The 19,362-nt window shown below is 59.6% G+C and carries 9 protein-coding genes; 3 read left to right on the top strand and 6 right to left on the bottom strand.

Translation table 11 applies throughout. The annotated features are described in order from the left end of the window. Positions 1-90 precede the first annotated feature (90 nt). From rpsA to ACFQY0_RS14355, 3 genes are all read right to left on the bottom strand, one after another. On the bottom strand, positions 91-1,812 hold the full coding sequence (gene rpsA, locus ACFQY0_RS14365; protein ID WP_379713633.1) for a 30S ribosomal protein S1: 1,722 nt from the start codon (positions 1,810-1,812) through the stop codon (positions 91-93). 202 nt (positions 1,813-2,014) lie between these two features. Further along, positions 2,015-11,824: a CARDB domain-containing protein gene (locus tag ACFQY0_RS14360; protein ID WP_379713631.1), complete on the bottom strand. Its 9,810-nt coding sequence runs from the start codon at positions 11,822-11,824 to the stop codon at positions 2,015-2,017. Positions 11,825-11,863: 39 nt separating this feature from the next. Next, a complete protein-coding gene (locus tag ACFQY0_RS14355) occupies positions 11,864-13,114 on the bottom strand; it encodes a hypothetical protein (protein WP_379713629.1) in 1,251 nt (416 codons plus the stop codon). A 67-nt stretch (positions 13,115-13,181) separates the two neighbouring features. Here ACFQY0_RS14355 and ACFQY0_RS14350 point away from each other — a divergent pair, with 67 nt between their 5' ends. Together ACFQY0_RS14350 and ACFQY0_RS14345 are read left to right on the top strand one after the other, a co-directional pair. Continuing rightward, complete coding sequence (locus tag ACFQY0_RS14350; RefSeq protein ID WP_379713627.1) at positions 13,182-14,303, top strand: trypsin-like serine protease; 1,122 nt, start codon at positions 13,182-13,184, stop codon at positions 14,301-14,303. Positions 14,304-14,420: 117 nt separating this feature from the next. Then, on the top strand, positions 14,421-16,211 hold the full coding sequence (locus tag ACFQY0_RS14345; protein WP_379713625.1) for a DUF389 domain-containing protein: 1,791 nt from the start codon (positions 14,421-14,423) through the stop codon (positions 16,209-16,211). A gap of 103 nt (positions 16,212-16,314) precedes the next feature. On the opposite strand, the gene ACFQY0_RS14340 is transcribed toward ACFQY0_RS14345, so the two are convergent. The 3 genes from ACFQY0_RS14340 to ACFQY0_RS14330 all read right to left on the bottom strand — a co-directional run bounded on the left by ACFQY0_RS14340 (position 16,315) and on the right by ACFQY0_RS14330 (position 18,274). Then, the gene (locus tag ACFQY0_RS14340) at positions 16,315-16,908 is read right to left on the bottom strand and encodes a transposase (RefSeq protein WP_379713623.1); all 594 of its coding nucleotides are present in this window, start codon (positions 16,906-16,908) and stop codon (positions 16,315-16,317) included. Between the two features lie 128 nt (positions 16,909-17,036). Further along, positions 17,037-17,537, bottom strand: coding sequence for a rhodanese-like domain-containing protein (locus ACFQY0_RS14335; RefSeq protein ID WP_379713621.1), 501 nt, complete (start codon positions 17,535-17,537; stop codon positions 17,037-17,039). Positions 17,538-17,590: 53 nt separating this feature from the next. Further along, positions 17,591-18,274, bottom strand: coding sequence for a MarC family protein (locus ACFQY0_RS14330; RefSeq protein WP_379713619.1), 684 nt, complete (start codon positions 18,272-18,274; stop codon positions 17,591-17,593). Positions 18,275-18,453: 179 nt separating this feature from the next. On the opposite strand from ACFQY0_RS14330, the gene hisG reads away from it, so the two are divergent. Then, positions 18,454-19,341: an ATP phosphoribosyltransferase gene (gene hisG / locus ACFQY0_RS14325; protein WP_379713617.1), complete on the top strand. Its 888-nt coding sequence runs from the start codon at positions 18,454-18,456 to the stop codon at positions 19,339-19,341. Positions 19,342-19,362 lie beyond the last annotated feature (21 nt).

The raw sequence follows: 19,362 nt of genomic DNA, 5'->3' as shown, positions 1-19,362 counted from the left end.
TCTGGCTCTCCCTGGCACTTCTCGAATATGGCCATAAAAAAGCCGGGCCCGCTTTCGCGGGTCCGGCTTGGGAATGAATGGACTCGAGAATTACTTCTCGTCGTCGGCTTCGTCGGTCGGGCTCCACTCCTCGGCCGCTGCGGTGGCGAGGTTGAAGGCCTGCTCGAGACCGACCATCTCGGAGGATGGCTTGAGGCTTTCGAAGCTGGCGCTCTCCTTCTTGAGGTCTTCCTCGGAGTAGCTGACGGCCTTGATCGAAAGTCCGATGCGACGCTCGACCTTGTCGACCTTGATCACGCGGGCTTCGATTTCGTCGCCGACCTTGATGACGTCCTTGACCTTCTCCACGTGGTCTTCGCTGAGTTGCGAGATGTGGATGAGGCCGTCGATGTCGCCGTCGAGGCTGACGAATGCGCCGAACGAAGCGATCTTCGCCACGGTGCCCTTGACCAGGTCGCCGACCTTGAAGCGGTCGTCGATGAGGCTCCATGGATCGTCTTCAAGCTGCTTGCAGCCGAGCGAGACACGCTGGTTGGCCTTGTCGATGGAGATGACGATCGCTTCCACTTCGTCGCCCTTCTTGAGGACTTCGGAGGGGTGGTTGATCTTGCGCGTCCAGGACATGTCGGAAACGTGCACCATGCCGTCGATGCCTTCTTCGAGTTCGACGAAGGCGCCATAGGCGGTGAGGTTGCGGACAGGGCCCTTGATAGTCGCACCGATCGGGTAGCGGGTTTCGATTTCGTCCCATGGATTCGGCTCGAGCTGGCGAACTCCGAGGGAGATCTTCTGCTCTTCGATGCTGATGCCGAGCACGACGGCTTCGATTTCCTGATCGAGTTCGAGAACATCGCTCGGACGAGTGATGCGCTTGACCCAGGAGAGTTCGGAGACGTGGACGAGACCTTCGACGCCCTTCTCGATTTCGACGAATGCGCCGTAAGGAAGGAGTTTGGTGATCTTGCCTTTGACGTTGGTGCCGATCGCGAACTTGCGTTCGATGTCTTCCCATGGGTTTTCGGTCATCTGCTTGAGGCCGAGCGAAACACGCTCTTTCTCGCGGTCGACGTCGAGGATGATGACATCCACGGACTGGCCGATGATGAGCATCTCCGATGGGTGATTGATGCGGCCCCACGACATGTCGGTGACGTGAAGGAGTCCGTCCATGCCCTGAAGATCGACGAAGGCACCGAAGTCGGTGATGTTCTTGATCGCTCCGGTGACGCGGTCGCCGACCTTGACGGTCTGAAGGAAGCGCTGGCGGAGTTCGGCGCGCTCGGCTTCGATGACCTCGCGGCGGGAAAGAACGATGTTCTTGCGCTCGTCGTTGACCTTGACGATTTTGAATTCGTAGACGTTGCCGACGTATTCGCTGAGATCCTTTGGTGGGATGATGTCGACCTGGGAGCCGGGAAGGAATGCTTCGACGCCGACGTTGACGGTGAGTCCGCCTTTGACGACTGCCTTGACCTTGCCGCGAACGAGTCCGCCGTCTTCGTAGACTTTGACGATCTTGTCCCAGTTCTGTTTGTAGGCGGCCTTTTCCTTGGAAAGGACGACCATGCCTTCATCATTTTCGAGTTTTTCGAGGAGGACTTCGACTTCGTCGCCCACTTCGATTTCCTCGTCTTCGAATTCAGAGACGGCGATGGTGCCTTCGGACTTGTAGCCGATGTCGACGAGGATCACCTGCGGGCGGATCTCGATGATCGTGCCGTGGACGATGCTGCCTTCTTTGAACTCACGGAACTTCGAATCAATGAGATCGTTGAGTTCCTGGTTGGTGTTTTCAAGCACTGCGGTGCTCATACTGGTTAATGGTTTGGTTAGTTTGGTTGATCGCTTTTCCCTCCGATGTGCCCCGATTTTTCGACTGCTGCGCTACGGGGCTCCGACACGCGCATCAGCTTTAGGAAAGAGAAACGGGCGGCGAAACTAGGGTCAGGAGCGGGGATGGCAAGGCCAAAAGCCTTGTGTTTCAGGACTCTGCGAGCTTTTTCCAAGTGAGGAATCAAGGATGGCTTAGAGGGTCGACTCTGAGACGGACGAAACCGCCGGGGCCAAGCGAAAGCTCGAAGTCCCAAGCTTCATCGGGAGAGTTCGCACCGTTCGACGAGAAGTTGACATCCGCATGCCAGGGTTGTGTACCTTGTTTAACTGCAATGGCTTGCCAGTCTTTCAGGTTGGGGCTCGTCTCGATGAGGTAGCGGACATCTGCTTTTGATCCCCCGAGAATCGTGACCCGAAAGCCCAGTTCATGGGGGGCTCCGACAAGGTGGGGCAGGCTTTTCCGGGCCGTCTCGGTGAGCAGCAGTGGTGATTCGTGACCGAGCGACCAGGCGAGAAGATTCGGAATGCGATCGTGGTTCGCATCCTCTTCCGGACCTCTGTTTGGAGTCAGAAAGCCTGCCATCCAGGAATCGAAGGCGCTCGCCTCGGTGCCGGGAAATCCGATCCGCAAACGGAAAAATGCGGATCCGCCCGGTGGCAGAGTGTCGAAGGAAATGCTGACCATGGTCAAGTGACCTTGGAGGGCTTCTTGGTCGATCGAGATATCACTCCCCGTCCATGGACTGTGCCCGGATTTCGTGGCGACGGGCTGCCAATTGCCCAGGCTGGCATCGGATTGTTCGATGACATACTCCAAGTCGGCGCGCCCCAGCCCTGATTCCGGCAGGATGAAACTGAGGCCTTTGGCGTCGCGCAGTGGTCGGGGAGCTGGTGCAGGCTGCCCGGGAGCAATGGCCCAGCGTGGATCGATGCCGAATGCGTAGACAAACAGATTGTCGAGACCGAGAGGATTGAGGCTACGGTCGACCAGCGATTCCAAGGGATTCAGATCGTAGGCGCCAGCCCAGCCTGTGAAGTCGGTAAAGGCATCCCGCTCGACAACTTCGATCGTCAACTGGGCGCTGCTCGATTGGCGCTCGGTCGAGGCGTTCAAAGTCACTTGATAGGTGCCTGGTGTCACGCCCCACGTGCCCCAGGTGATGGTTCCCGTGCCGGCGTTTGCTTCCGCACGATACGAGGGCCATCCAGCCGTCAACGATGAGAGGTCGGCGGTGATGGTGACGGGTTCGCCTTCAGGATCGCTGGCCTTCAGCTTCACCTGCTGGACTCCGTCTGTTGCCCAAACGAGTGTCGGGAAGGGATCAAAGAACGGCTCCAGTCCGGGCTTTTTCAAAACCTCAACATAGAGCGTTCGTGTCGCAAGGCCCTCTGGAGTCTGATCGTCGTAAGCTTGAACGGACACCGCAAAGGTCTGCTCTTCCGCGTCTTCGCTCGCGACCCATTGAATCAGACCGCTGGAGGGGTCAATCGTCATTCCTGGAGGCTGTCCTCCTGCAAGTCGGTAACGGACTGTCTGGGTCGGCAGGTCGCCGTCGCTTGCGACCAGTTGCACGTTGAGTGATTCGCCGACGTCGATGGTGTAGCTTCCGGGGTTCAGGAGGGATGGCGGCAAGTTTGTGTCCACCACTGCAATGCTGAGGGTGATGCTGTCGGACAGCGGGGCGGGGTCCCCGTCAGTCACCGTGACCGTGACCTCGGTGGTAGTTCCACCGTCTTCTTCACCGGTCAGCCAGCGAAGTCTACCGGTCGAAGGATTGAGCGTAATGCCTGGATTTGGGGTCGTTAGCGAGTAGGACAGGGCGCTGTTAGGGCCATCCGGATCGGTGGCAGTGAACTGGTAATTCAGGGTCCCGCCTTCTTCGACTGTGAGAGGGTCGGAGGAATGGATCGTCGGAGCCTGGTTCTGTTGGTTCACCGCGGTGCTCGCTTCAGCGGCGGTTTTGGCGGCCTCCACGTTGCCGGCGGCATCGATGGCAATACTATAAAAGTCGTAGGTAGAGCCGATCTCTCCGGAAAAGAGTGCTGAGGTCGCGGTCGTTCGGGTTTGCCAAGGCTCAAAGGGGCCACCATTCACCGATACGAACACACTGTACCGAGCCACGCCGGCGTCATCATTGCCGGACCATGAAACGGGAATGAAGCTGCCACTGTTGGCAGGAAGTGTGGCGACCCTGCTCGATGGCGGTGTGATGTCGGTCGGAGCCGCTTCAGCAAATGTCAGCGTGTAGCTTCCGGTGCTATCGCAATCGACGAGATGAAGCAGGTTTTCTTTGATTGCCCCGAGTCCAAGCCCGAGGAAGCTTCGGTCAGTGGTCCAAACATTGGTGCCGACCGGAATGGAAAGGCCGTCGGAGCGCTGGCAGGAGACAAGATGGAAATTCCCATCACCAGGATCGGGCACACGCAGATATCCCCAACCGGCACCGAGGCCGGTATTGTTGAGCGTGATGGTGAGATTCCCTGCTTCGGGAATTCCGGCGCTAGCATTCAGGCTGGTGGAAACGGGTTCGACCGAACCGTCGCTCAAATGAATCTCATCGGGGAGGTCCAGCACATCGAAGGTCGCGTTGACCAGGAAATCAGGAGTTCCATCGTCCTTGGGGCCAAGCGCATTCACCGCACGGATGGTTTCGTAAATGTCGACGCTTTCGATCAACGATGAACGCAATCCGCCGAAGTCGTCGAGATGCTCGAACTCTGCCGAGTATCCGATGAATAGGCCCTGCAGAGTTGATGTTAGAAGCCATTCCGCGACTTCAACTTCACCAGGTTCGATATTGCCAAAATTGACAGCTAAGGACGGAGTTACGGGTTCTCCTCCAACCGTCGTGCCGATGATCTGGAAGTCGATGAGCAGTCCCTTGTCATTCTCGATGATCTTGGGCTGATTGGAAGTGATGGAAAAATCGCGTGCCACGCCGGCGCCCGTGTTCTCGACCATTACGCCGAGCGAATAGGGGATGGATGGCTCCACTGGATCGGTGAAGGGGTCGTCCGAGTAAACGTCTCGCTGGTGGAAGTACTTCAGTCTCAGGTTGGGATTTGGATAAACGGTGATCGCCTGAGGCAAGAGTGGCAGAGTCGTGACCACGCCATCGATGGTGTAGCGAGCCTCGCCGTAAATTTCATAAACCGTGGCTTCCGTTGGAGCCGCATCCTCGGCGGGATGGAAGGTCCACTGGATTTCTCCATTGGACTGACCGGATAGGCTTCCATTGGAGATACCCGTGAGGTTCGGTCCATCGATGCCGAAGCGATCGGTCGCGTCAAAGCCGTCGAGGTCGAGGACCCGCAAGTCGACTTCCACATTTTCCAATGGCATGTTCCCGGTATTTTCCAAGGTCAACCGGGCGTCGAAGGCGTCACGGGTCATCACGGCTTCCTGTTCGATCTGAAGCCGGACACGTGCGCAAACCCCGTCGCCGGAGCTTAGGAAACGGAATAGGTCACGAGTCGAATCCCCGAAGGCTTCCACCGGATCGTCGAATCCGTCGGCCCTGACTTCGTCGAAGGCATTGACCACTCTGGCGGCAGCTTCGCTGAGTTCAGTCCCCGTGATGAAATCGTCATTCTGTCCCGGACCCAAGTCCTCGGCTTCGAAAATACCGGCACTCCAGTAGTCCATCGTGCGGTTCCATCGTGCGACCAGTTCTCGCACCAGTTGAGGGTATTGCTGACCGATGAGCGAAGCGAGCATCGCGGATTCCTCCGTGCCATCGATGCACTGAGATGGGAGGCTCTGCCCGCCAACGACTTCCTTGTAGAGTTCGAAGAATGCCGGCATGCCTTCACTTTCCAGCACGATGGACCATGCGGGATCGCCGAGCAGCGCGAGGTCGAACTCGACCATCGCCATGACTGACCGGCCCCGATCATCGAAGGTCGCCAGGATTTCCGCGTAGGAACGGGCGCGACCATCTCCGTTTTCGCTGGAGTTGGCGACGCATTGAAGGATGTCGATGAAACAATTTACGGCATTGCATGCATTACCGTAGGGAGTGACGCTGCAGGCGCAGCCGCCGCCGAGTTGAAGGGCATCGACAATGCAATTGGGATCAAAGCCCTTACCTTCGCAATCCATGACGAAACGTCCGGCAGCATAGGCGCAGCCGAAGGGGCCTGCGGCAAAACTCACGCCGCAATCGATGAGGGCGATCAAAATGCATGGATCACAGCTTCCGAAGGCCGCTGAGCCAACCGGATTGAAGGCTCCTCCGGGGCCGCCGGTGCCGCCGCCGCCGCCGCTCCCGCCGGTGCCGCCCCCGCACGGAGTGCCTCCGCCCCGGAAGCCGACTCCGGCGCGCCCACCCACGACGAGATCGCCACATTTGTAACTCCAGTCGACTCCTCCCGATGGTCCGCACCCTCCGGCGCGTCCGGCATTGAGTTTGGTGATCTTGACCGGAATCACATAACGGCTCTTTGCTGCCATTCTCGGGATGTTCCCGGTCAGGGAATCGATCTGCCAGTCGGCGCTGGAGTTGAAGGCAATGTTGACGTCATCAGCGGCGATCAGTCCGTGGTTCGTGAGGGTGATGTCGATCTGGCTGACTTCCTCGGTGAGTTCCGTGAGATCGATGAAATTGGGTTCGACGGTGATCACCGGGGCGGGAACGTTCGTTTCGAACTCGCTTTCAATGACGATGCGATAGCGGTCCTTCGTTTCGGTCGGAACGACGGTCCATGAGTAGCTGACGGTGCGCCGTTGGAGGAACAAGGATACCGTGCTCTCGACTCCAGGTCGAACGCTCACCGTCTGCCTGACCGAGGCGTGCTGCTCCGCCGAGCCCCGGATCTCGTAACTGCTCTCAGGGAGATCGTCGAAACGCACTTCGCCCTTCCCATCCGAGATTCCTGTGGCGACGACTGCTTTGGTGATGGGATCCAGGGCCTGCACGGTCACGCCGGCCAATGGCGGGTTTCCCGCAGCAAAGTAGGTGTATTCATCTTCACAGCGCACGACGAGGTCACCCGTTTCGTCCGAGACTGAGCGGATCGAGAATGGGACACTCAGCGAATTGTGGGAGCCCACCACTACTAAAGTTCCAGTAGTTAGGCCGAGTGGAAAGTCGTCGGGTGGGCAGAGCTGGAGGGAGATTGTTGCACTCTCACCCGGGAGAATCGACGCTGATGGGGAGCCGTTGACGACTTTCATCCAGCTGAAGCTGCTGGGGGTGAGGACCTGAATCGGTCCGCTGGGTGCGCCGCCATCGTTTCGAAGCGTAAAGCTCACGAAGCTCTGTTCCCCAGGGATCATGCCGCCGGATATGGTCCCCGGTGAGCGTGACAACCGGCTTTCATGGTCGCGCACGACGATGCTGATCGGGAGGTCGAGCAGGGCTCCTTCGGGGCTGGTGAAGCGGATACTGCCATCCGCCGTGGCAGGAGAGCCGGCCGAAGCGCTGACTCGGTATTCCATCTCGATGCTGCCCAATGAGCCGACTTCGGCAGACCCGGTGGGCGCAACGCTGACATGGATGCCGTCTGGCAGATTGAGGCCGGCGGCGCTGACACTCTGCAGAGGGAGATCGGTCAAATTTGTGAGCACGACGGTGCCGGTCACCTCAGCTCCTTCACGGATTAAGCTTAACTCGAGGGCATGAGGATTGGTGCTGAACCCAAGCAGCGCAAAGCTGTCTTGAGGGCTTGCCGACGGAGATCCAGGATGGACGGCGCCGACGCAGTAGATTCCTCCTTCGCCTGGCAGAGGGGTGAATATTTCACTGAAGTTCCCTCCTGCGTCGGTCTGCGTTTCAATGACGCGAGTGGTGCCCCGCACCAAGAGGTGAATGTTGACTCGTTTTGCTGCGGCTGGATCACCGTTGGCGAGCGTCGCTTGTCCTCTGAAAGTCACGGGTGTTCCGCTAGCGGCGACTTCCACATCGGCCGAAATCGTGGCGCTGTAGGCGGAACGGATGCTGAACATCGAGCTGGCTCCGACGTTGTTGGTTTCGAGGATCTCCTCAATTGCCAAATCCGGATCGAGTTCGGCGAGGATTCGGTAATTACCCGGTTCACGGGGCGTGAAGAAGCTATGGGATTGCTCGAAGAAACTGCCGGCAGCGAGCCCTTGAGTGTGTTGGAAAACGGTGAGCCTTTGATCGCCGGGATCAATGATCGCGTCTCTGGACAGATAAAGGCGCACACCGATGGGTCTGAGGATATCCGTGGCGCCCTGGTTTTCCACCCGATAGATGAACGAGCTCGTTTCCTCGGTCAGAGGGTCGAGCGGAACGGTCAACGATGAAACGGCGAGGTCAGGCAGACTGAGATCCGTCACCGTTGTGGCCAGTTGGGCGAGTGAGAAGCCGGATGCGGTGGCAGTGATCAGCACCTGCTGGTTTCCATCATCGATACCGTCATCGAGTAGGCTAACCGGGAACTCGACCGAGTCCGATCCGGACGGGATCGTCACGCTGCCGGGCACCGTGGCTTCGCTGGTGTCGGAGCTGCTCAGGGTGACTTCGAGTGAGGATCCGGATTCACCATTTCTGGAAAGCGTGGCGATGCTGGTTTGACCTTCCTGGAGGGCGAGTTTTGGCAGGCTGAGGCTGAGCGATGGGCCATCATCGTCGGTGACGAGGATCTCGACCTCATTGCTCTGCGCGAGGAGTTCGTCGGTTGTGACATCGAAGGTCGCCGCTGTGATGAAGACGCTGCGGTCGCCGTCGGTTTCACTATTGTCGGGCGTTTCAATCACGACCTGGACGGACCCGACAAAGGGGGGCAGCATGATGGTTGAAGGGGAAATCAATGATCCCTGGTGACTCGATGCAATAGAGACGGCGAGATTGGCATCACTGATGGGTGAGCGGGTCACCGTGGCGATCAATTCGCCGGGGTCGGAGCCTTCCGCCACGACTGTGCGATTGGTGGCAAGGGTCAGCATCGGCCGGTCATCATCAAGGATGGTGGCTTGAAGATTGGCAGAGCTGTAACCGGCAGCAGAGGCACTGATGACGACACTCGAATCGAGTTCCGCAACCATGTCATCGATCGCCGTGATCGAGACGCTCGTCTGACGTGCCCCATCGGCGATGGTGGTGCTTGATGGGAAACTGAGCTGCCCGCTTGAATGGCTGCCCAGTGCAATCGTGACCTGCCCCTGGGAATGGTTGCGACTCACCGTCAAGGTGGCGGTTTCACTTTCGGCAAAGACCTGGAGATCGAGGCTGAGCTGAAGGGTGGACCGCAGCTCGATACCTAGCGACGCTGAGTCCGGGCTGGTGCCGGCGGCGTTCGTCGCCCGAGCGGTGATCGGGTTGTTGCCGGGGACAAGAGAGACGCTGGCGCTGAAGTTTCCTGAAGCATCCACGGTGACCGGACCGGCGACTTCGGCCCCGCTGCGGAAGAGCCGAACATCCGATCCCCGCTGGGCGGTGCCGCTGACCATGACGTCTGCGACCTCAAAGCGATCGCCGTTTGTCGGAGAGAGGATGCTGGGAGCCGCCGGGGGCAGTAGTTGGATGCTTACCGGATGGACACGCTGAGCGGTGAAGCCACTCGGGGTTTCAACCACCACTTTGAGTTCATAATTTCCCGGGCTCAGGGTCTCGGTGGCAAGGACCGCGGTGAATCCGTCGCCAGAAATGAGATCGCGACCGATCGGAGAGAAGTTTCCACCATCGGGTCTCAGCGAGAATTCGGCTGAGGCAATGCCATCGACGTCGAGTGCGGTGACACGGAGAAGGACGTCCAATTCTCCCAGCGTGGCTCCGTTCTGGAGTTCGCGACCGTTGGCTGTTAGAGAGCTGATCACCGGTGGCAGGCGTAGCTCACGGGTGACGGGTTCGGCCGGCCACCAGTTGGAGTCACCGCTTTGCCCTGCGATAATCGAGATGGGGCCACCCCGGATGATGTCAATGGCCGGACCGCTAGCATCGATGAGGGTGGCAATACTTGGTGGGGAGATCTCGAAGGAAACGGGCAGACCGCTTGATGCGGTGCCTGCGAGGGGAATCGGCGGGTTGGTGAGAGAAGGTTGAGGGAAGTCGATCGACTGTGCTTGCTTGCTGGCCTGAATCGAAACCACTGCAGGATCGGCGTCTCCCAGTTCATTGACGGCGGTGACGCCGAACCAGCGGCCCTGCACACTTGCGAGATCGCCCACTACCGCCTCGTTGGCGAGAGTTGAGGTCAGCGGTGTCAGGCTGCCGACATCGGAGAAACTACTAGCTGCATCGTAGATCCGGTAGAAAGCGACGAGTGCTTCGGGTTCGGGGGGATCCCACTTGGCCACGACCTGCCCACCGACGAGGGTGAGTCGCAGGTTGGGTGGTGCCGCAAGCCAGGTCGAAGCATTGAGTGAGGTGCCGCTGCTGACATTTCCAAAAATGTCGACCGTCGAAACACGGAATGGGTATGCGGTGCCGGGTGTCAGATCGCCGGCATCGAAGCTGGTTTGTGAGAGTGGCAGATCGACAGGTGGATCGGTGCCCAGCCAGACGCGGTAGCGGTCGAGGAAGGCAGCGGCATCGATCGGTGGGTCCCAGAAAAAGGACAGACTTGTCGAGCTGCTGGAGCCGCTGAGGTTTTCGACTTCTCCGACGCCCGAGATGGAGGCTTGCGCCGAGAATGAGCGAACGGTCGGATCGAAGTTGCCGAGAGAATCGACGGCCACCACGGCGAAATGATTGATCGACCCGCCGGGTAGTCCTGAAAGTGTCTGACGTTTCCCTCCCAAGGGCAGGGTGGCGAAGGGGGTCAGACCCGTAACATCATCGAAGTAGCTGCCGCCAACGTAGACCGCATAGCTGACGATATCGCCCACGATCGTTTCGTTGTAGCTGCTGAAGTCCAGAATGACGGATCCAAAGGTGTCGTTTGAAGTTTCGACAAGGAAGCCGCTGTCGATTCCGGTGACGGGCGGCGGTGCGGCCGCATCAGGCACGATGATGTCGAACTCGCGGGAGACGATTTCCTGGAAACGGGGTGTGGTTTCATTGCCGATCCCGATGGTGAATTCGCGCGATACTGCTTCGGGGCTGATGACATACGCCGCGCCGTAATTGACGGCGGCTTCCCGGCGATCAAGCGGATCGACCGGGACGATGGCAAAAAAGTGATCGGTATTCGGCGTGAGCCCATCGAGCGTGATCGAGGTGTTGCCGCCGCGGGCGATGGCGAAGGGGCTGAGGCCGCTGACATCGGTGATGGGCCCGCTGTCGGAGAGATAGATCTCGAAGCGATCAACGGGGAGATCCGCCCACTGGTTGTAGGAGGACCAGTCGAGGGTGGCGCTGTCGCCCAGGGGCGAGACGGTGACATCGAAACCGCCAATCGCGGGAGGCGGGGTGGGGCCGGCAATGGCGAGGTCGAACTCGCGGGAAGTGATTCTCCTGATCGGAGGATTGGCTTCGTTGCCGATGAAAAGAGAGAGTTCTCGAGAGACGCTCTGTGGCGAGAGGACGTAGGCGGCGCTGTAGTTGGCGATCGGATCGAAGTTGCCCAGGGCATCGACGGCGACCACGGCGATGAAGTGGTCGGTAAACTCGCTTAGTCCAGAGAGCTGAAAGGAGGTGGTTTCGCCGTCGACGGACCCTGCGGAAGTCAGCCCAGAAACATCCGTGATGGGTCCATCATCGGTGACATAAATGCGGAACTCGGCGATATCCCGGAACTGCCACGGATTGTAGCTGGTCCAATCGAGGGCGACCTCGTCTCCGGTGGCAGAGACGGTAATGTCGAGTTCGGTAATGGCCGGTGGCGCGTCAGCACCGCCAACCGCCAGAGAAAATTCCCGGGATGCAAGTTCGCGATTTTCGGAACCATTCTCGATACGCATCGAGAACTCGCGGGTGGCGCTCCCACCGAAGTCGGCGCCGTTTTCGACGTGAAGCGAGAGCTCTCGGGAGACGACCTCGCGATAGAGGTTGGTTTGCGCGTCGAGTTGTCCCGCGCCCATCCATAGGCACGCGATCATGCCCGCCATCAGATGGCGGAAAAGGAGGGCGGTTGTCCAATGGGACATCGCGTCGTGGGAATGGGGGTTTTGCCGGATCTGGCGGACTTATGGCCGGACGACGTGGACTTGTACGGCCGAGTAGCCCGTGTTGACGGGCAGGTCGGCGGTCCACTCGATGATCGGCTCGGTCGGGCTGACCACGCTGGAGACGACGGCGCTCACGACCTGGGAGTCGGCACCCGAACGCGGTGTGAGTCGGACATTCACGGCCGCAGCTTGCTCGACGTTGGTGGTGCGGATCACGATTTCTGTCGTGGCCGTTTCGGGGAGAGCGACATCTGCTCCGGTCGCACCGAATGCGGCGCGTGGGTCAGCCGGCGCGGCGACGCCTCCGATTGAGACGACTTCCACTTGCGGGGCGCTTGGTGGAGGCCAGAGCAGTGCGGTGTCGTCTGCAGTCAATGGCACGATGGAAGGGTCCGGAACGATGCTTCCCGAGGAGCTGCTAGCAACACGTTCGATGCGGATTCGTCCGAGTCCCCCTTGCTGCCAGCCATCGCCACCGACGGCGTTGAGCGGACCGGTTCCTGCGAGGGTGTCGCAGACGATTCGAATGCCGCCACCGGATCCGCCGCCGGTGTTGAGGTCGATGCCGGAGAAGTCATGAAGACCGGCTCCACCATTGCAGTGGATCTGGCCATCAATGGTAGCCGTGCCTGCGCAGGCGATGAGAATGGCTCCCGCACCCGCGCCCCCGCCCTGCCTGATGCCCGTGAATTCGGGATCACCGGCGCCTCCGGACCCTCCGATGAGCGGGATCAGGGAAGGGTTTCCATAAGGTGTGGCTGAACCAAGGTTCGTCCCGAATGCTCCGGAGCTGCCAACGTTTCCCTGCCTTAAACCACCACCCGGTCCAAACCCTGCACTGGAACTCGGGTTTCCCGCATAGCTGGCGGTGCCGCCCCGGAAGCCACCGGGGCCCGGCTCGGAAAGAAGGGGCGCGGGTTGGTGGGCCTGACCATCAAGGCTGACATTGCCCGAGATGACGACATCTCCCGTAACCAGCCAGACGACCGGTGCGCGACTCTCGTGGTTGGTGAACGTGAGCGTCACACCTGGATCAATGTTGACGCTTGAGTAGTTGAACACCACCGCCCACTTTTCCGCATCGTAGATCCCATTGGCGGTGTTGGTATCGTCCCAGTTGCCGGTGACTGCCTGAGACAAATCAATGGTGGTGTCGGCTGTGATATTGAGAACTCCGCTGGAACCATCGGCGCCGGGGATCTGAATCGCAGCACTGGAAAACAAGGTGAGGGAGGAAATCAATCCGATGGTGGAGAACGCAGTTTTCATATTGCGTTTACCTTGGTTATTCCTCGCTTCAGTTCAAGGAATCGAGTTTTTCTAGGAATACAGCGCAATGAAACTCACTTCCTTTGGGCGCTACGGCCACTTCCCTCATGACATATCCGGAAATCTAACCGTTTTCAGGAATGCTCTGCGGATTTTGTTCCGAAAACTTCACCTTGGCGAAGTAATGTGCACTTTATCCCTGCTGCAGCCTGCGGGTGCGGTGGTGATTCGTCATGATCTGGATCGGCAGGCTTACCGACAGCTCGCAAGCGCTGAAGCCTTTTCCGGCGTGGTCGAAATTGAAGTCGATACGGGCTTTGGGATCCGTCGCGGGAGTGGCGTGGTGATTGATGAGCACTGGGTGCTCACGGCGGCGCACGTCACGGCTGGGGCGGGAAATCACGCGGTACAGGTTCGGGCCGGTGGGACCTCCATCGGTGCGGTCGAACTTCGCTACGCTGGCGGATGGGCGGCGTCACCCAGTCCGGGTCTAACACAAGGAGGTGATCTGGTTCTTGTTCGGCTTGGCCAATCGAGCTCTCTGACTCCTGCCGTCATCGCTCCGAATGTCTCGCCTGGTGCGATCGCTTTTCTCGGCGGGTACGGTCGCAGCGGCAATGGGATTCTTGGTGCCACGAGCTCGCCGGAGCTGCTCTTCGCGATGAATGTGGTCGATCGCCAGATTGCTGCTCCGGGTGGCGGATTGCTGGCAACGGATTTTGATGACGGCAGTTTGGCACGCAATTCTCTTGAGGCTTCCACGGTGCGTCGCACCTACTTTGATGTCGGATTTGATGGTCCGAGGTTGAGTGATCGACTGCTCGATGTTGCACCAAGCAGCAGCATTGCCGACTGGGGAGGCTTGCCGATGGCTTCCAGCTTTTTTCCCTGGATGCCGGATGAATTTCTCGAAGGAACCACCGCAGCGGGTGATAGCGGCGGAGCATTGTTCGTTTTCGATGCATCAGCGCAGCAGTGGCAACTTGCCGGGATCAGCTCATGGGGCGTGAATCCCTTGTTGTCCGATGGCTTCGCCCGAACCGATTCCCGCTACGGTGATATCGCACTCTTTACGGATCTTAGTGAGCACGGCGATTGGATCGCGGCGAATATTCCAGAGCCGACCAGTCTTGTATGGCTCGGATTGCTTTTGCTAGGGCGTCGCGTGCCGCGTGCTGCGTCCTCCTGAATGGAGGGAAGTAGTTTATTAGAAAGGCCGCGGGCCCCTCGGATAGAAGAAATGGAGAGTCAATGGGGGGGACGACGAACGCTTGTGGAGCGGGCTTGGGATGGGTAGTTAGTCGTTATGCCACTTGTTTTGGTGATTCGGTATCCTGAGGAAGCGGCGGGAATGTTAGCCTGGGGGCGTCGGGTGGCGGCGGCGCAGGAGACTTCGATGGAGATCGTGGTCTGCGATGATGCAGCCAAGGGCGGGGAGATCGAATGGATGGAGGGGGTGGGCCCGGATCATCTGGGTGAGCTGTTGGAGGAGGAGCGCTGGGGTCGGGTGCGGATGGAGAAGGCGGTGGAGGCGCTGATGTCTCACGTGCGGGTGACGAAGGTGCCGTTCCTGCTGATCGGAAAGCACAACTCGGGTCGCGGGCTGAACGACTCGCCGGAGCGGAAGCTTTCGCGCGCGGTATTTGCGCGGGTGCCGTGTGCGGTGGGGGTTCTGAGGCTGCCGGAGGAAGGTCACGATTGGGCGGGCAAGGTGCTGGTGCCCTGCGCCGGTGGTCCGCATTCGCGCTCGGCGCTGAAGCTGGCGGAAAAGCTCGGTGGCACCGGGGCAACGGCGTTTTTCGTGGAACCGGATACGGACGAGGTGTCGCGCGATGTCGGCGAGAGGATGCTGAAAAAGGCAGTCCGGAAGGCGGGGGTGGAGCCGGAATCCGTGACGCGCAAGGTGGTGCTGGGTGATCGGGTTTCGGAGGAGATCCGGAAAGAGGTGGAATCGGGGGATTACGAGTTGCTGCTGATCGGGGCGAGCAATACGGGGACGATCCGGGCGAAGCTTTTCGGCACGGTGCCGGACAAGCTGCTGCAGGGGCCGGGTGGTCTGGCGGTGGGAGTGGTGAGGGCGGCGCTGCCGACGGGGCGTCGGATGAAGGAGGCGCTGGGACAGTTTTTGCGATTGAAGGTGCCGCAACTTGAACGCGAGGAGCGGGTGGCGCTGGTTGATGAGGTCGAGGGCAAGGCGCGGTGGACCTTTGATTTTGCGGCCTTGATGATTCTGGCGACTTCGATTGCCGGACTTGGTCTGCTGGCGGACTCGGCGGCGGTGGTGATCGGGGCGATGCTGGTGGCGCCCCTGATGATGCCGCTGATCGGTGGCGGGCTCTCGCTGGTGCAGGGCAACTGGCCGCTGTGGCGGCGCAGTCAGCGGGCGGTGCTGATGGGATTCTTTGCGGCGCTGGGAATCGGACTGCTGTTAGGTTGGGGCGCGCGGATGATGGGTTTTGGTCTAACAGGTGAGCTGGCGGCGCGTGGGGAGCCGACCTTGCTGGATCTCGGCGTGGCCTTTGTTTCGGGAATCGCGGCGTCCTATTGTCTGGCAAGGCCGGCGCTCAGCGGGGCGCTGGCCGGGGTGGCGATTGCGGCGGCTTTGGTGCCGCCGATTGCGACGGTGGGGATTTGTTTGTCGCTGGGAGAGGTGGCGACGGCCAGGGGCGCGGCTTTGCTTTTTGGCACGAACGTGGTGGCGATCGTGCTGGGTGCGGCGGCGAACTTTTTCCTCGCGGGTATCCGGGGTCGGAGTGCGGGCGGGCTGTGGGCGCAGCGCTTGTTTATTGTGTTTGCGCTGACCTGCGCGGGGCTCGCGGTGCCTCTAACATCGGTGCTGGTCGGGAAGGTGACGGAGCCGCGGATGATGGAGAGAGCGCTGACGGAGGTGGCGGCGAAAGGCGGCTACCGCTTGGTAAAGTTGCGGAAGTCGAGGTTGGGAGGAGAGCCGCTCATCAGCATTGAGATTGCGGGACCGGAAGCGCCGGGTGAGCTGTTGATCGAAGCCTTGCGCAAGTCGGCGGAAGGGCAGGCGGGGGAGAAGGTGAGATTGAGGGTGAGGACTTTGTTAGAGAGGGAAGCGGGGGAGGTGGATTAGTAGGAAGCGGCTTGTTTTCAAGGGTAGGTAGTTCCGCCTTCAGGCGGTGCCTTTCGGTGCCTCGACCGCCTGAAGGCGGAACTACCTACACTTGATGTTCGGCTCAAAGGTCGTCCCAGCCTTTGCCGTAATCGAGGATCGGGAAGTTCTTCCAGATCTTGATGGCTTCGGCTCGTCCGACTTCATTCAAGTAATCTTGGGCGCTGGAGAATGGCCAATCCAACCAGTTGTCTGTGTAGCCGTGCTTCACTGGGTTGTGGTGGATGTAGTTTAATGTCGCCCAATAGTGCTCTGATCCGCGCATGGCTCGGTCGGCGACCGAGTACCAGACTTTTCTTCCTCTCGTTCCGTCCTCACCATTCCAACGGAATGATAGGCGGCCGTGGAGCTGGCCGAGTGTGCGGGTCATGTTCTTCAAGTCGTCGCAGCGAATGAGAAGATGGTAGTGATTGGGGAGGATGCACCAGGCGGCGGGTTCAATGGGCAGGGCGTTTAGTAGCTCGTTGGTGAATTCCTCCAAGCGTTCGGGGCTGTGTCCGATGATCGGCTTGTGTTCGTAGCAGGCGGCGGTGAGATGGTAGTGGACGGATCCGCCGCCGAAGTGGGGTGGGCGGTGCCATGGGCGACGGAGTCTTTTTCGAAAGGCGAGGAGCTTTTCGCGTTCGGCGGGGGTGAGATTTCTCCATTGGTAAGGCATGGGGTTTTGCTTGGGAGTTTGATGATGGGTGACGGCTGGCTTTGGTGGTTCTTGGCTTGCTAGACGTGGCGGTGTCTTTCGGTGCCTCGACCGCCTGAAGGCGGAACTACGAACCCTTGAATTCAGACTCACTCGATTCCGACGGTCTTCCACTCGGCCCAGCCGCCGGAGTAGACGGAGACGGGGATGCCACGCTCGGCGATCATTTTGGCGACGATGTGGGAGTCGTGGCAATCGGCGCCGCCGCAGTAGAGGACGATCTCTTTTCCTTCGCTGAGGGCGTTCTTCATCTGGGCTTCTTCCTTGTCGAAGGCTTCGTCGAAGGGCTTCGGGTAGAAGAGGATGGCGCCATCGATGTGGCCGAGTTGGTAATAGAGTGGAAGACGGACATCGTAGATGAGGGTTTTGCCGTCGGTCTTCAGGGTGAAGAGCTGGGTGATGTCGATTTCCTTGATCGGGGCGGTCTCGATCTCGGCCTCGGGTCGATCGGGCTTTTCCGTTGGCGGGCTGGCGGCGGGTGCTTCCGCCGGTGGGGTCGTTTGAATGACTTCAGGTGCCGGGCTTTGGGTGCAGGCGGAGATTGCCATCGGCAGGATGCCGAAGCAGACGAGTCGGGCGAGCGAGTTCACTCGAGAATCCTGAGGGGTCACCGTGACTCAAGCCAGCCCAAGGATGGGTGGCTTCAAGGGGTGCTTGTATTTTGGGAAGCTTCCTTGGCGGGTGTCTTTGCCTGGTAATCCGTGACCGCCCCGCCGACGCCTTCGATCAGCATTTGGATGCCGATGACGGTGAGAATGAGACCCATCAGGCGGGTGATGACCTTGATCGCCGAGCGTCCGAGGAAGACGACCAGCTTTTCCCCGCCGAGAAAGCAAACAAGGGTGAGCAGGCAGACGATGCCGAAGGCGGCGATGACCTGCAGGGAAACGCTGAAAGATGAGCCTGCGGAAAAACTCATGGCGGTGGCGATGGTGCCGGGGCCAGCGAGGATGGGGAGGGCGAGCGGCGTGATGGCGATGCTCAGGGCAGAGTCGGTGGTGGTGCCGGAGGCGGCGGACTTTGGCGTGTGGACGGTGGACGTCTCACCTTGAAGCAGGTGAAAGCCGACCAGGCCGACGAGGATGCCGCCGGAGATTCGCAGGGCTGATAGGGTGATGCCGAAGGCTTCGAAAAGCATGTTGCCGCCGATGGCAAAGGCGGAGATGAGGACAAAGGCGAGGATGAGGGCGCGGATGGCGATGTTCCTGCGTGTGGAAGAATCGAGCCCATCGGTCAGGGCAACGAAAATCGGGGTGTTCGCGATCGGGTTCATGATTGCGAAAAAGGCGAGGATGATGGTGGCAAATTCGCCGGGAGAGGAATGCATCAAGGCGATCGAAGCGGAATCGCGGAGCAGGGGCAACCCTTGCGGGAAAAGAAGCGGCGATGGCGAGATTCCCAAGGGATGGAGGGTCGTTCCGCTCCCGAAAGGTGCCTGGAATGCGAGACTCTGCAAAACTTCCCTTGCCCCCGAGGCGATCACCAGCTATCCCCGCCGCCCGCGCGATGTCTGAGAGCTCCGACAAAACACTGAAGATTGCGATTCCCAAAGGGAGTCTGCAGCAACCGACCCTCGATCTGCTCGAGAAGGCCGGCTACGATATTTACGTTTCCTCGCGCGGCTATCGTCCGTCTTCGGATGATTCCGAGCTCGATATTTATCTGATCCGTTCTCAGGAAATCGGTCGCTACATCGGCCAGGGATTCATCGACTGCGGGATCACCGGACTCGATTGGGCGACAGAAAGTGGCACCGAACTCGTGGATCTTGCGGAACTTCCTTACTCTCGTGCGACGGCTCGTCCGACACGCTGGGTGCTGGTGGTTCCTGAAGATTCTCCGATTAAGAAGCCTGAAGATCTCGAAGGTAAGCGGATTGCGACGGAAGGCGTCGGGATTACCGAGCGCTACCTGAAGGAGCGCGGCATCAATGCCGAAGTGGAATTTTCATGGGGGGCAACCGAGGTAAAGGTGCCTGATTTGGTCGACGCCATCGTTGACATCACCGAGACCGGCTCTTCGCTGCGTGCGAACAAGCTGCGGATCGTCGACACGCTTTTGACTTCATTTCCTCACTTCTACGCCAGTCCGGAAGCTGCGGCTGACTCGTGGAAGCGTGAAAAAATGGACCGCATTTGCCTGCTTTTGAAGGCCGCTCTTGAAGCGCGCGATAAAGTTGGCTTGAAAATGAACCTTCCCGAGGACAAGTTGCCGGCCCTGCTCGACAAGCTTCCTTCGCTGCGCCGTCCCACGGTGTCGACCCTTTCCGAAGAAGGCTGGGTGGCGGTGGAAACTGTCATCTGTGAGAAGGTCGTTCGCGACATCATCCCCGAGCTGAAGGTGCTGGGCGCCGAAGGCATTATCGAATTTCCGCTGAACAAGGTCGTTCCTTGACCGAGTCAGCAATCCTGAAAC

It is taken from the genome of Haloferula chungangensis, assembly GCF_042664875.1.
GTDB classification, from domain to species: Bacteria; Verrucomicrobiota; Verrucomicrobiia; order Verrucomicrobiales; family Akkermansiaceae; genus Haloferula; species Haloferula chungangensis.
This window is presented reverse-complemented; position numbering and strand designations above follow the sequence as displayed.